The 12,515-nt window shown below is 54.9% G+C and carries 14 protein-coding genes; 8 read left to right on the top strand and 6 right to left on the bottom strand.

The features are described 5' to 3' along the window. Positions 1–356: 356 nt before the first annotated feature. Positions 357–1,262, bottom strand: coding sequence for an AraC family transcriptional regulator (locus QT231_RS23560; RefSeq protein ID WP_308339211.1), 906 nt, complete (start codon positions 1,260–1,262; stop codon positions 357–359). Positions 1,263–1,612: 350 nt separating this feature from the next. Here QT231_RS23560 and QT231_RS23555 point away from each other — a divergent pair, with 350 nt between their 5' ends. Genes QT231_RS23555 through QT231_RS23530 form a run of 6 tightly spaced genes read left to right on the top strand, consistent with a single transcriptional unit; the run spans position 1,613 to position 7,814 of the window. Then, entirely contained in the window at positions 1,613–2,659 is a 1,047-nt protein-coding gene (locus QT231_RS23555) for an NAD(P)-dependent alcohol dehydrogenase (protein WP_308339210.1), read from the top strand. Positions 2,660–2,695: 36 nt separating this feature from the next. Beyond that, positions 2,696–4,129 (top strand): sugar ABC transporter substrate-binding protein, encoded by a 1,434-nt coding sequence (locus QT231_RS23550; protein ID WP_308339209.1) that lies wholly within the window; start codon positions 2,696–2,698, stop codon positions 4,127–4,129. A gap of 57 nt (positions 4,130–4,186) precedes the next feature. Then, positions 4,187–5,029, top strand: a complete 843-nt coding sequence (locus tag QT231_RS23545) for a sugar ABC transporter permease (RefSeq protein ID WP_308339208.1) — start codon at positions 4,187–4,189, stop codon at positions 5,027–5,029. Further along, entirely contained in the window at positions 5,026–5,856 is an 831-nt protein-coding gene (locus QT231_RS23540) for a carbohydrate ABC transporter permease (RefSeq protein ID WP_308339207.1), read from the top strand. The genes QT231_RS23545 and QT231_RS23540 overlap by 4 nt, the downstream gene beginning before the upstream one ends. A 43-nt stretch (positions 5,857–5,899) precedes the next feature. Beyond that, positions 5,900–6,664 carry an SDR family oxidoreductase gene (locus QT231_RS23535; RefSeq protein ID WP_308339206.1) on the top strand — a complete coding sequence of 255 codons (765 nt, stop codon included), beginning with the start codon at positions 5,900–5,902 and terminating at the stop codon, positions 6,662–6,664. A 40-nt stretch (positions 6,665–6,704) separates the two neighbouring features. Beyond that, on the top strand, positions 6,705–7,814 hold the full coding sequence (locus QT231_RS23530; RefSeq protein ID WP_308339205.1) for a sn-glycerol-3-phosphate ABC transporter ATP-binding protein UgpC: 1,110 nt from the start codon (positions 6,705–6,707) through the stop codon (positions 7,812–7,814). 36 nt (positions 7,815–7,850) lie between these two features. Here QT231_RS23530 and QT231_RS23525 read toward each other — a convergent pair whose 3' ends face one another. The 4 genes from QT231_RS23525 to QT231_RS23510 form a co-directional block, all read right to left on the bottom strand. Beyond that, complete coding sequence (locus tag QT231_RS23525) at positions 7,851–8,186, bottom strand: hypothetical protein (RefSeq protein ID WP_308339204.1); 336 nt, start codon at positions 8,184–8,186, stop codon at positions 7,851–7,853. 102 nt (positions 8,187–8,288) lie between these two features. After that, positions 8,289–9,323 (bottom strand): histone deacetylase family protein, encoded by a 1,035-nt coding sequence (locus QT231_RS23520; protein WP_308339203.1) that lies wholly within the window; start codon positions 9,321–9,323, stop codon positions 8,289–8,291. Positions 9,324–9,332: 9 nt separating this feature from the next. After that, entirely contained in the window at positions 9,333–9,620 is a 288-nt protein-coding gene (locus tag QT231_RS23515; RefSeq protein ID WP_308339202.1) for a GIY-YIG nuclease family protein, read from the bottom strand. A 4-nt stretch (positions 9,621–9,624) separates the two neighbouring features. After that, positions 9,625–10,098 (bottom strand): YchJ family metal-binding protein, encoded by a 474-nt coding sequence (locus tag QT231_RS23510; RefSeq protein ID WP_308339201.1) that lies wholly within the window; start codon positions 10,096–10,098, stop codon positions 9,625–9,627. Positions 10,099–10,283: 185 nt separating this feature from the next. On the opposite strand from QT231_RS23510, the gene QT231_RS23505 reads away from it, so the two are divergent. After that, entirely contained in the window at positions 10,284–10,595 is a 312-nt protein-coding gene (locus QT231_RS23505; RefSeq protein WP_308339200.1) for a hypothetical protein, read from the top strand. 94 nt (positions 10,596–10,689) lie between these two features. Here QT231_RS23505 and QT231_RS23500 read toward each other — a convergent pair whose 3' ends face one another. After that, complete coding sequence (locus tag QT231_RS23500; protein ID WP_308339199.1) at positions 10,690–11,592, bottom strand: LysR family transcriptional regulator; 903 nt, start codon at positions 11,590–11,592, stop codon at positions 10,690–10,692. A gap of 89 nt (positions 11,593–11,681) precedes the next feature. On the opposite strand from QT231_RS23500, the gene QT231_RS23495 reads away from it, so the two are divergent. Further along, complete coding sequence (locus tag QT231_RS23495; RefSeq protein ID WP_308339198.1) at positions 11,682–12,320, top strand: 4-carboxy-4-hydroxy-2-oxoadipate aldolase/oxaloacetate decarboxylase; 639 nt, start codon at positions 11,682–11,684, stop codon at positions 12,318–12,320. Positions 12,321–12,515 lie beyond the last annotated feature (195 nt).

The raw sequence follows: 12,515 nt of genomic DNA, 5'->3' as shown, positions 1-12,515 counted from the left end.
TTTTGCGAGATCCACGCCAATCACCCTATACTTGTTCATGGTCTTCTCCCGTCTTGAATGAAGTGACACTTTCATTCTGGCGCATTTTGACGCCGACAATGGGGGGGAGGAGACCATCTCATCATCCTTGGGCGCTACTTTTTCCATCCTTGGAAAAAGACCCTCGCTTCAACCTGCCCTCACACCGAGATATCGAAGGTTAAAAGCAGGCGGATTAGCGATTCAATGAGAGCGTTTGGAAGGCGTTATAGGCCGCCACCACCGTTGCCGTTTGCGCGCTATGCGCCTGTACAAACGGCAACCAAATGGACTATCCAAAGCTTAATAAGCTAGTAGTGAGTCAATGTTCGTTACTGTCATTCCTTCGGCATAAGGTCAGCCGTATTCTGCTTGTACTGGCGAGGCGTCATTCCCTTTAGCTCACGAAAGTGACGGTTGAAATTGGAGAGATTGTTGTAGCCAACTTCAAAGCATATATCGGCGATGGACTGCCTGCCTTCAAGCAATAGCCGACAGGCATGACCGATGCGGATCCGCCGGAGAAAGGCAACAAAGGTATCACCTGTGGCATGCTTAAAAAAACGCGAAAAAGTAGACGGCGTCATGCCATTACTTTCGGCCAATGTCGACATGCGCAGCTCTTCATTGAAGTGGTCGTGGATATAACGCAGCACGGCATCGACTTGTGCTGAGGAGGCTCCCTTGGCATCCATGCCGTACCCACGTCCGGCCAGGGTATGGTATTCGCTCTGCGCTAGGCTGCGCAGAATAGTCAACATGGTCAGTAGCCTGCTGGCATTGTCCTGCTCGCCCATCCCGACAAGCAGCTCGGCACAACGTGCCGCCTCTTCCCCCTTGAACTCCACCCCCAAGGCCGAGTCTTCAATAAGCGTCAACAGGCAGTTGAGTTCCGGGCAGAGCACCATCATGTGTTCCAGCCATTCGCCCTTGAACTGGAGGACAACATCACGGCCCTTAATCACCGGCTGCTCCTCATTGAGCTCGCTAAACCAGGCGTGCGGAATATTCGGCCCCACCAGCACTAAATTACCGGGTCCAAAGCGGCCAATATAATCCCCTACGAAATAATGCCCTGCCGAATAACGGATGAGATGCAACTCGTATTCGGGATGATAATTCCAGCGGGCAATCGGGGCGGGGAAATCATGGCAGTGCCAGTAGAAACTGAATTTTGGATCCTGACTGATGCACTCGAAAACAGGCGCACCAAGAGGCGTATCGTTAAGATGCGAAGTCATCATCGTTTATCAGTGCCTCTTTTCGTTAGAAGCGATGTCTGGACGAAGACGCCCATATCTGATCTCTCACCATCCTGAATTAAAGTGAGCCGCTGGCCTTTTATACTTTGGTCATAACAAAGTCTTTCTTATTTACAAAAGCCGTCCCCGAACATCCTGGGAAGAGCCATTTAAAACAGATAGTTACTTGCTGCTCTGTGAAATTATGCAAAAAAGTATCATTCCCATGAAAATTACAGCCTAGTCTCTTTTTCAGCTCGACGCGTAGATTTCTTGCAAGTCCCTGGCGAGGTTGGCTAGACCGCTGAAAGTCCGGTTCTCGCCCATTTTTAATACGATTCGAGAATAGCGTCATGAAAGCAAAAGCTCTGGTGCTGGAGAAAAAACGCGAACTTTCGTTACGTGAGATTGACCTACCTGATCAGTTAGGCCCAGACGATGTTCGGGTGCGCATCCATACTGTCGGCATATGCGGCAGTGATGTGCATTACTATACCCACGGCCAGATTGGCCCTTTCGTTGTCCGAGAGCCGATGGTACTTGGCCATGAAGCATCGGGCGTCGTGACTGAAGTTGGCCGCAACGTCAGTCACCTTCAAGTGGGCGAGCGCGTGTGCATGGAACCCGGCATACCCGACTCAACCTCACGGGCCACCAAGCTGGGCGTCTACAATGTAGACCCGAATGTCAGATTCTGGGCTACGCCACCGGTACATGGCTGCCTGACCCCCAATGTCATTCACCCAGCGGCATTCACCTTCGCACTTCCCGACTCGGTTTCCTTTGCCGAAGGCGCCATGATCGAGCCTTTCGCCGTCGGCATGCAGGCGGTCGTTAAAGCGCGCATGCAACCAGGCGACATCTGCGTCGTGACTGGCGCAGGACCAATCGGCCTGATGGTCGCTCTGGCCGCGCTGGCGGGTGGCGCCAGTGAGGTACTGGTCTCCGACTTGGTTGAGGAAAAGCTGGCGATCGCGGCCAGTTACAAGGGCATCACGCCTGTCAATATTTCGCGGGAATCCCTGCGAGAGGCACTCGACAAGCGCTGCGGCCACGACTGGGGCGCAGACGTAGTGTTCGAGGCCAGCGGCAGTCCTAAGGTCTACGACGATGTACTGGCCTGCGCCCGGCCCGCCGGTGCGATCGTGCTGGTTGGCATGCCCGTCGAGCCGGTCACCTTTGACATCGTCTCGGCGCAGGCCAAGGAGCTGCGCATCGAGACGGTGTTCCGCTACGCCAACGTCTACGATCGGGCGATCGACCTGATCGCCTCAGGCAAGGTGGATCTCAAACCGCTGATTACAGAAACTTTCGACTTCGGACAGAGCATTGAAGCGTTCGAGCGTGCCGCAAGCGCACGACCTAATGATGTCAAGCTGCAGATCACGCTTGATATCTGACCCCGCCAGACCTGAACCCACGAGAGGAAAACAACAATGACCCAGTTCAAGCGTCGCGACATATTAAAAGGAATGGGTGGACTCGCCAGCCTATCGTTAATGGGCGCAGGCCCACTGCGCACGGCTCTGGCTCAAGGCATGGCCAGCGATGAGGCCTGGAAACAGGCCAGTGGCACCACTATCCAATTCATCTCTGAGAACACGCCGCCAACCACCGCCATTGCCGCCAACCTGGCGTCTTTCCAGGAACTCACCGGCATCACTGTCAACATCACCGAAATGCAGCTAGGCGCCCTGGTTCAGAAGGTCGCGTTGGACTTCGGCGCTGGGCGCAGTGCCTTCGATGTGATCTATGCCGATCCTTACCAAGTACTTGCGCCCTATCATCGCGGCCTCGTGGATCTCAATACCTTCATTAACGACGACCAGCAGCCAGTTGTGCCCAATGGCATAGCGGATTTCATCCCGTCGCAGCTGGCTGCCGCTGGTCGTTTCAAAGACAGTGAAAGCCTCTACACCTTACCCTACGATTGCCCCACGATGATCTGGATCTACCGGCGTGACCTGTTCGAAAAGTACCATGACCAGATGCAACAGGATCTCGGCTTCGATCCGACCCCGTCGGACAGCACTACCTGGGAGCAGTACTACCAGATCGCTGCATGGTTCAGCCAAGGCAACGCCAGCGAGGTTCAGTATGGCACCGGCCATCAAGCTCAGCAGTATGATTCGCTGATGTGCGACTTTTCCAATGTGCTATTTGCCTACGGCGGCGACTACTTCGCTAACGGTCAGCAGATTGGCCTGCTCGGCACTGACTCCCCTGGAGCCTGCCAACTGACCAGCGAGGCCGCACTGGAAGCCGCGCGCTTCTATCAGAAACTGCTCAAGGTCGCCCACCCTGGCAGCACCAGCTGGGATTGGACCGGCGTCGCCAACGCCTTCCAGAACGGCGAGTTCGCGATGATGCCAGAATGGCACGAGTTCGCCGGCTCGCTGGAAAGCTCTCAACTACAAGGCAAAATCGGCTACGCCCCGCTGCCTAAAGGGCCAGCGCGCAGCGCTAACCTGTGGGGCGGCACAGGAATCGGCATTAACGCTAACGCCTCGGCCGAAAAGCAGAAGGCAGCCTGGTTATTTCTGGTCTGGGCAACTTCACCACAGACCCAACTGATGGGGCTGAAGAGCGAGGTCGGCGGCGGCACGCCGACACGCCAATCGGTTTACGATATGCCTGAGGTCAAGGCCGCCAGCACCCCACCCACCGACATGCCCAACATGCTCACAGCGGACACAATGCTGACCGCCTGGCAGGACGATCACATTGGCCTGCGCCCCAAGATCGCCCAGTGGAACGAGGTCGATACGGTGATCTTCACCGAGCTCTCCAAGATGCTGGCGGGCCAGATGTCCCCCGAGGAAACCATGCAGAGCGCCAAGCAGCGCATCGATCGTATCGTGGGGGCGTAACTCATGGCGCTGACGACCGGAAAACCTGCGGCGCGTCGGCAGGGATTCGAGCTGGCGATGATGTCGCCAGCCCTTTTTCTGCTGGCCCTGATCACGCTGGTACCTTTCTTCTCGATCATCTGGATGAGCTTCAACGACGTCAGCCTGATGGGCGGGCTGGCCTTCGAGTTCTCGGGCCTCGACAACTGGCAGCGGGTGTTCACGGATCCGGACATCCGCTCCAGCTGGCTGATCAGCCTGGTCTACTTCTTGGCCACGGTAGGGCTGGAGATGATCATCGGCACCGTGATGGCATTGCTGGTTTATAGCCTAACGCGGGGCAGTAACATCATTATCTCGCTGCTATTGATTCCGATGTTCATCGCCCCAGTGATCGTCGGTCTACTGGGGCGTTTCATGCTAGACCCTAGCCATGGGCTGTATGCATGGATGCTGAATGAAAGCGGTCTGTTCGACGGCAACATTCTGGGCAGCGTCGGCTCCGCGATGGTCGCGGTCATCCTTATGGACGTCTGGGAGTGGACGCCGCTGGTCGCGCTGATTGTCCTGGCGGGGCTTGCTTCAGTACCCGAAGATATCCTGGAAGCGGCGGAGATGGACGGCGCCAAGTACGGCCAGAAACTGCTCTATATTATCCTACCGTCTATCTCCAACATTCTGCTAGTGGCGCTACTCATCCGCGCCATGGATGCGATTCGTTTCTTTGCGATCATCTTCATCACCACCAACGGCGGGCCCGCGGATTCCACCAAGATCATCCCCATTCGGCTCTACGACATTGCCTTTCGTTTTTTTGATCTGGGCTACGCTGCCGCCGTGGGCATCACCATGCTCGTTTTCTCGATCATGGTCGCTACGGCGTTCACGAAACTGATCAAACGCCAGGAGACGAGTTCATGAATACCTCCAAACGCTGGCTACCCCGCACGTTCAAAGTTGCTCTGCTAACGCTCCTACTGCTATGGACGCTGATACCTATCTGCTGGATGGTACTGTCCTCTTTCAAAGCGAACGACATCATCACCGCAAGTACGCCGCGAGTCCTATTTTCCCCAACTCTGGAACATTACGCCTCGCTATTCAGCAGCGGCAACAGCCTGTGGCCCTATCTGCTCAACAGCCTGTTCATCGCCGGCACCTCGACACTGATCGCCGTGGTGCTCGGCTGCATGGCCGGCTTCGGACTATCTCGGATCAGGATCAAGGGTAAGCAGCACCTGGCCTTCTGGATCATCAGCACGCGTATGGCGCCGATCGCTGCAGTCATCGTGCCTCTGTATTTGCTGTTCCGCTACCTCTACCTGCTCGACACACACGCTGGACTAATCGTCGCCTACCTGAGTTTCAACCTGCCGTTCGCTATCTGGCTGATGACGGCGTTCTTCGACGACCTACCTCCCGATCTGGAAGAAGCGGCGATGATCGATGGCGCCACCAAGCTCCAGGCGTTCCGCTACGTCGTGCTGCCACTGATGACCCCCGGACTGGTGACCACCACCATCCTGTGCTTCATTTTCGCCTGGAATGATTACGCCTTTGCCCAAACGTTTTCCGGGCCCAACACGCAGACCATTCCCATCGCCGCGGCGCAGTTGCTGACCCAGACCGGCATCGACTGGGGCAAGCTACTGGCAATCGGAACGATCGTAGTCTGCCCAATGGCAATCGCCGGACTGCTGGTTAAGCGCTGGCTGGTTCAAGGACTGACTTTGGGCGCAGTGAAATGACCGTCCCTAAAACAACGATTCTACAATTAATAGGGAGACAACTATGAACGTGATGTCGCAGTTCGATCTGAGCGGCAAGGTCGCCGTCGTCACCGGTGGCAACGGCGGGCTCGGCGAGGCATTCGCCCATGCACTGGCCGAAGCGGGTGCCCAGGTGGCCATCGCCGCCCGTCGGTACGCGCTTAGCCTGGAAGTGGTCAAGACCCTACACGACGCTGGGCATCGCGCCATGGCGCTGGAAGTCGACATTACTCAACCCGAAGAGGTAGAAACTCTACTTGACGAGGTCGAAGCCAACCTCGGCCCAGTCGACATTTTCCTCAATAATGCTGGCGCCTGCCATCACGCGCCAGCTTTGGAGGTCACTCCGGAGCAGTGGCGAGACATCTTCGACGTCAACGTTCACGGGCTTTGGTACTGCGCCCAGGCCGTCGGCCGACGGATGCAATCACGCGGCGGCGTAATCATTAACATCGGCTCGATCTCAGCAATGATCGTCAACCGACCGCAAATGCAGCCCGCCTACAACGCTTCCAAGGCCGCCGTACATCAATTGACCAAGTCTCTGGCAGCCGAATGGGCCCCCTACGGTATTCGCGTCAACGCGCTAGCCCCAGGCTACGTCAAAACCAGCATGGCGCCGGTAGACGACCCCAGGTTCAAACCACGCTGGATTGACGACGCTCCTATGCAGCGCGCCGCCACCCCCGAGGAACTCGGCCCCACCATCGTCTATATGGCCAGTAATGCATCGAGTTTCATGACCGGCTCCATCGTCGTGGTGGATGGCGGCTACACCCTCTGGTAACCACAATTCGAGTAACCGCCCGCCCCGCAAGGAACCCAGCATGGCAACGCTACAACTCAACAATATCGTCAAAAATTTTGGCAGCACCCAAGTCATCAAGGGAGTCGATCTAGAGGTCAAAGACCGCGAATTCGTGGTCTTCGTCGGGCCCTCGGGCTGTGGCAAGTCGACCCTGATGCGGATGATCGCCGGGCTTGAGAGCACCACCAGCGGTGATATTTTTATCGACGGTGAGCGCATCAACGATGTTGGCCCAGCCGACCGCAGGCTAGCGATGGTTTTCCAAAGCTACGCGCTTTATCCGCATATGACCGTCGAGGACAACATGGGTTTTAACCTACGTCTGGCCAAGGTACCCAAAGCCGAGCGCCGGGAGAAAGTTCTCGCTGCCGCGCGCATTCTGCAACTTGAGGAGCTTCTCGACCGCAAGCCTCGCGCACTGTCCGGCGGCCAGCGCCAGCGCGTGGCGATCGGCCGGGCGATCGTGCGCAACCCAAGCATCTTCCTATTCGACGAGCCGCTCTCCAATCTCGACGCAGCGCTGCGCGTTCAGATGCGCATCGAGCTGGCGCGGCTGCACGAGGAACTCGACGCGACAATGATCTACGTCACCCACGACCAGATCGAGGCCATGACCATGGCCGACAAGATCGTCGTGCTGCAAGGCGGCGTGGTCGAGCAGATCGGTTCGCCAATGGCGCTCTACCACCACCCTGCCAACCGCTTCGTGGCCGGCTTCATTGGTTCGCCAAAGATGAACTTTCTGGATGTCGAAATCCGCGGGGCTGACGCTGAGGGAGTCGACGTGGTGCTGCCCGGCGGCGATTGTCGGGTTCCGGTCAAAGGCGATGGTGTCAGTACCGGCGACAAGCTGACGCTGGGCGTCCGCCCCGAGCACCTCAAGATAGATGATCAGGGGCCGTTGACGGGGAAAATTTTGGTCATCGAGCGCCTTGGCGGAACCACTTCGTTGTATCTAGAGAACGGTGACAGCCAATGGATATTGGTAGCCGACGGCGATGTCACCAGTCGGGTGCACGATCAAATACGCTTTTCCTTCGATCCAGCCTGCGCGCACCTTTTCAAACGCAACGGCGAGGCATTGCTCCACCGACACTGCCATCCATTGGTCGCCAGTGAGTCTAAGTAAAACCGTCGATCGTCAGCCTGAAGATTCTACTGTGTCCTACCCCACCCGATGCTGCTTAAGCACGGTAAGGCTTCGCTCTTCTTCATTTTGCGGCTGGGTGGGCGCTTGGCGGGCGCCAACCAGCACATACCACTCCGCCTCACTTAGATAGCTTTCGCACCAGCGGCCAAGGGCGGCGGCGCTCTCTTCACGGCTGGACTCACCGCAGCGGTAGTCGTTTGCCAAATGGAGGAGGTCTTGACGGGCGGTACGCGCACGGGCATTGCCACCGTGCACTTTAACCAGCGGGCAGCGTCTATCGTAGGCGGCGTTGGTTAACGCATTAAGCCAACGCTCCAGTTCGTGCGCCTGAATTCCACCATACACTGCCACGCTTGAGCTCCCTGCCCCGTTGAAAGGGCACTAGCCTGCCCGATTTACGGGCCGCTGTCACGGTTAACCTTTACCCTTGTTTAGCGGCTGTTCCAGCCCCTGTTAAAGGGCCTGTTCAAAACCTTGTAACACATTGACTACATTGACACCGATTGCGTCCACCGCATAGCCCCCTTCCATCAGAAATACGCTGGGCAAGCCTGCTTGGGCCAAGCGTTCACCTAAAGTGGTGAAATCTGCACTGGTAAAAGTGAAGGCACTGATCGGGTCATCCTCAAAGATATCGACCCCTAGCGATACAATCAGCAACTCGCACTCGGCGGCTTTAATCTGCGCCAATGCTTGTTCCAGTGTCGCCATCCACTTAGTCACGCTAGTGCCCGGCGGTAACGGGTAGTTGACGTTAAAGCCCTGGCCTTTGCCTTCCCCGTTCTCATCAGCGTAGCCCAAATAGTAAGGAAAGGTGACCTCGGGGTCGCCGTGTAACGAAATGAACAGCACATCGTCACGCTGGTAGAAAATCTGCTGGGTACCGTTGCCGTGGTGAAAATCGACGTCAAGAATAGCCACCCGGCGTTTGCCGGCATCCAGCGCTCGTTGGGCGGCAATGGCGGCGTTATTAAAAAAGCAGTAACCCCCAAACTGATCAAAAGCGGCATGGTGGCCGGGCGGGCGGCATAGGCCAAAACTGGGTTCGCCGGTTGCAAGCGTATGCTCTACCGCGCCCAACGCCACGTCTTTGCTCGCCATCGCAGCTTCAAAGGTGCCTTCTGAAATCGACGTTTCTGCCGCCAGTGCGTAGTAGCCCAACTGGCCACTGATGGAGCGCGGGATGCGGTCACCTCGCATGGTGCGCGCAGGCCAGATATTGGGAATCGCCTCGCCCTCATGCCCGGCAGCGCCCCACGCTTGCCAGCAGTCGGCTAAAAACGTCACATAATCTTTATCGTGCACCGCCAATACCGGTGCTAACCCATAAGCTTCCGGCGCACGTATATCGCCAAGCCCTGACTGGCGAATTTGCTTGAGCACCAAATCAAGGCGTTCAGGGCACTCAAACGGGGTCACCAGCGCACCGTCATGTAACTCGGTTCGCGCTTGGCGTAAACGGCTATCCTGTGAGTAAAAGGTCAGCATTGCGGCTCCTTAATCGGCATCTAACTGGATAGGCCACTGTTTGGCCCAGCGACGTTTTTGGCTGGCGGTTTGTTGCTTTAACTGATATTCAGCCCGGCTTGCAGCGGCGCGATCTTCAAACGGTTCGGCGCCCAGCAGCGCAACAGGCGGATTAGCGCGGGTATAACGCGCGCCTTTGCCTGTGCAGTGTGCTTGATAGCGCTTCGCCAGGTTATTGGTAATGCCCGTATAGGTGCCGCGCTGGCACTCCAGTAAATAGACATACCACTGTGTATTAGCACTCAGCGGCTGAGCCATGCGCTTATCCACCGCAGCAACGTTTTAATTTACGCCCGCTACCACATAAGCACGGATCGTTGCGGCCTGGCTTTAAGCAAGTAAGCGTAGGGGAGCCATCAATATACCACCAGCGCTGTTGCTCTTTAACGAAGCGCGACACCTCTGCTAATAAGTGCCAACCTTTTTGCTCTCGCCCTCGCCCATAAAAATAGGCGTTAAAATGTACATAACCGGTATTTTCGAGCGGCGGTTCTGCGCCAATGATGGCTAGCGATTTCCACTCTGTCTCTGGATCAGGTGCAAGTTCTACCGGACGCGTGGTAGGGTGCCATGTGGCTAACAGATAGTCATGGAGCCCAAGCACAAAAGCCGCATAGCGCGAGCGCATCAAGGCTTCAGGCGTAGGAGCAGGTTCGCCGTGATGATAACGGCCACAGCACTTATCATGCGTTAATTGGCTGCCACAGGGGCAACTTTGTTCCATCGTGGGGGTCATAACAAAGCTCGTTAGCTACATCATCTATAGCCTAACCGATACATCCTATGCACGTCGCCCGGCGTATATCATTATTGTTTCGATATTCTTACTGAGTTAGGTATATAGTAGTCGGGCAACATATTCAGACGATGGGGTACGAATCACGATCGATCATTCTTTCCAAAATTTCTGGAGGTTCTCCTATGAAGGTCTTTAAACCGGAATGGCAGTGCACGTTTAGCGTAAACGAAGGCGCGGAAGAATCAGCAACTTGGAAAGAGAAAATCGCGTGGCGGCTCAGGGGAGTTGCGGATCGGCTGGAAGGTGGCGGGCGCACGGTGAAAATCGATTACCGCGTGATGCCAGCGGTCAGCCAACAGGAAGTCGATACTTGCTTAGGCAAGGGCTTCGAAGTGACTCAGCGTCTGCTGACGCAGTTAGCCCAACAGCAGGCGTGTGAAGATGTGATGCGCCATGCCAAAGCTGAGCTGTTTGAAGAGCATCCTCAGCACTGAAATAGTATTAAAAGCAGCATGGTATAAAAGTAGTATGAAAGCGCTTTGAAAACAGTCCCACTCCTTAATAAAGGGGTGGGATTTTTTTTGAACGTCACTGTATCTCTTCTTCAGCCTTACTGATCAACATGTGGATGAATCCCTCCAGCAGTGGATTCATTTCCCCCTTCCGAGTGACCGCAACAAGCGTCGTGCTGATGTCAATATCATCAACAGGCAGAAATACAACATCACTACGATTGTTGGCCGTGATTGAACCACTCACCAGCGTGCCACCCAATCCTGCGCCTACTAGTGCCAAGGCGGTATGAATTTCAATAGCATCATGTACAACCGCTGGGCGTACCCCTCTCTCTTCAAGGTAGTTAAGTATTTTTTGTCCAAAAGGGCTTCGAGTATCCTTGGGGTAAAGAATGAAGGGAAGTTGATCAAATGCACCTATAGAAAAGGCATCACGCTTAGCAAGCGGGTGATCAATGGGTAAGGCGACCATAAAAGGGTCGTTGATAATAACGTCATAATGCATATCAGCATGCTGTTCAAACATACCGATAAATCGTGATATGCCGATATCAATGCGATGTTGTCTTAACTTTTCTTCCTGATATTCCGACAATACCTCAACAAGATCCAAATGAACCTCTGGATGCTCCTCTCGGTAACTCTTAATCACGCTGGGTAGCAAGGAAAAAAGGGCGGAACGAATAAAGCCCACCCCCAGCCAGCCACCACTCCCATTAGCTACTTGCTTGGCTTCTTGTTCCAGGCGTGAGGCCTGAAGTAACAGCTCTTTTGCACGTGGATAAAAGAACTTTCCTAGTGATGTAAGCTGCATAGGCCGTGTTGCACGATCAAAGAGTTCGCCACCCAGGGTTTGTTCCAACAGGGCGAGCTGAGCACTGATGGCGGTCGGCGCCACAAAGAGCCGTTTTGCTGCAGCGCTCCCGCCACCCGCATCGACCACCTCACAGAAATAGCGTATCTGTCGTAGATTCATTTTTTATGGACTTATGTGCGTTATTAGCTGATTGATTAAAGATAATCAATATACAATAGTGCAACTGAGGTCAACTCAGGAGCACAATAATGATAAATAAGCATCTCGCTTCACAACTCAGTCAGTTTGGTAGCGCTTCTATTTATGAAGCACAGGGCGCCATTGGAGCACTCGACAGTGGTATCAAACCTCTTTGCCACTCGATGCACGTATCTGGACCAGCGTTCACGGTAGATATACGTCCTGGCGACAATCTCATGCTGCATTACGCCTTACTGCACACCCAGCCGGGTGATGTATTAGTGGTGGATGCAAAACGCTTTATTGAAGCGGGCCCTTGGGGAGATATCCTCACCGAGCAGGCGATCAGCAAAGGCGTTACAGGCCTGATCATTAACGGTTCCGTTAGGGATGCCCAAGTAATAAAAACACTTGGATTTCCTGTCTTCTGTCGCGGTTTAAGCATCAAAGGCACAGCGAAAAAACAGCCTGGCCAAATCAATGTCCCTGTTTGCATCGGTGATACGGTGATTAATCCAGGTGATTATGTGTTTGGTGATGAGGATGGTGTCGTGGCGGTGCCTCAACAGAATCTTGCAGCAGTGCTCAAAGCCACTCAAGAGCGTGAAGACATGGAAGCAATATATCGGGAAGAAATTAAAAAAGGGAGCAGCACCGTCGACTTACTAGGTTTAAGAGACACGTTAAATAAGCTCAACTTAGCTTAAAAACCACTCACACTTCTTTACTCACAAATCTAACAACATAGCAATCAACCCGCAGCAAAGCCAATAACTCCTGGATTCATAGAATAACCGCAGCACTTTGGATCACACAGTAGAGGAAGGAGGGCCAGCGCCGGTACCCTCTCGACTTTACCGACCAAAGTGAAGCAGAGCATGGGATACCGACAACTGACCCAG

This window comes from Halomonas sp. SpR1 (assembly GCF_031010175.1).
Lineage (GTDB): Bacteria > Pseudomonadota > Gammaproteobacteria > Pseudomonadales > Halomonadaceae > Vreelandella.
This window is presented reverse-complemented; position numbering and strand designations above follow the sequence as displayed.

Coding starts and splice junctions, on each gene's coding strand:
- QT231_RS23560 (WP_308339211.1), bottom strand. CDS start 1,262: ATGATGACTTCGCATCTTAACGATACGCCTCTTGGTGCGCCTGTTTTC.
- QT231_RS23500 (WP_308339199.1), bottom strand. CDS start 11,592: ATGAATCTACGACAGATACGCTATTTCTGTGAGGTGGTCGATGCGGGT.
- QT231_RS23535 (WP_308339206.1), top strand. CDS start 5,900: ATGAACGTGATGTCGCAGTTCGATCTGAGCGGCAAGGTCGCCGTCGTC.
- QT231_RS23510 (WP_308339201.1), bottom strand. CDS start 10,098: ATGACCCCCACGATGGAACAAAGTTGCCCCTGTGGCAGCCAATTAACG.
- QT231_RS23530 (WP_308339205.1), top strand. CDS start 6,705: ATGGCAACGCTACAACTCAACAATATCGTCAAAAATTTTGGCAGCACC.
- QT231_RS23505 (WP_308339200.1), top strand. CDS start 10,284: ATGAAGGTCTTTAAACCGGAATGGCAGTGCACGTTTAGCGTAAACGAA.
- QT231_RS23495 (WP_308339198.1), top strand. CDS start 11,682: ATGATAAATAAGCATCTCGCTTCACAACTCAGTCAGTTTGGTAGCGCT.
- QT231_RS23515 (WP_308339202.1), bottom strand. CDS start 9,620: ATGGCTCAGCCGCTGAGTGCTAATACACAGTGGTATGTCTATTTACTG.
- QT231_RS23540 (WP_308339207.1), top strand. CDS start 5,026: ATGAATACCTCCAAACGCTGGCTACCCCGCACGTTCAAAGTTGCTCTG.
- QT231_RS23520 (WP_308339203.1), bottom strand. CDS start 9,323: ATGCTGACCTTTTACTCACAGGATAGCCGTTTACGCCAAGCGCGAACC.
- QT231_RS23550 (WP_308339209.1), top strand. CDS start 2,696: ATGACCCAGTTCAAGCGTCGCGACATATTAAAAGGAATGGGTGGACTC.
- QT231_RS23545 (WP_308339208.1), top strand. CDS start 4,187: ATGATGTCGCCAGCCCTTTTTCTGCTGGCCCTGATCACGCTGGTACCT.
- QT231_RS23555 (WP_308339210.1), top strand. CDS start 1,613: ATGAAAGCAAAAGCTCTGGTGCTGGAGAAAAAACGCGAACTTTCGTTA.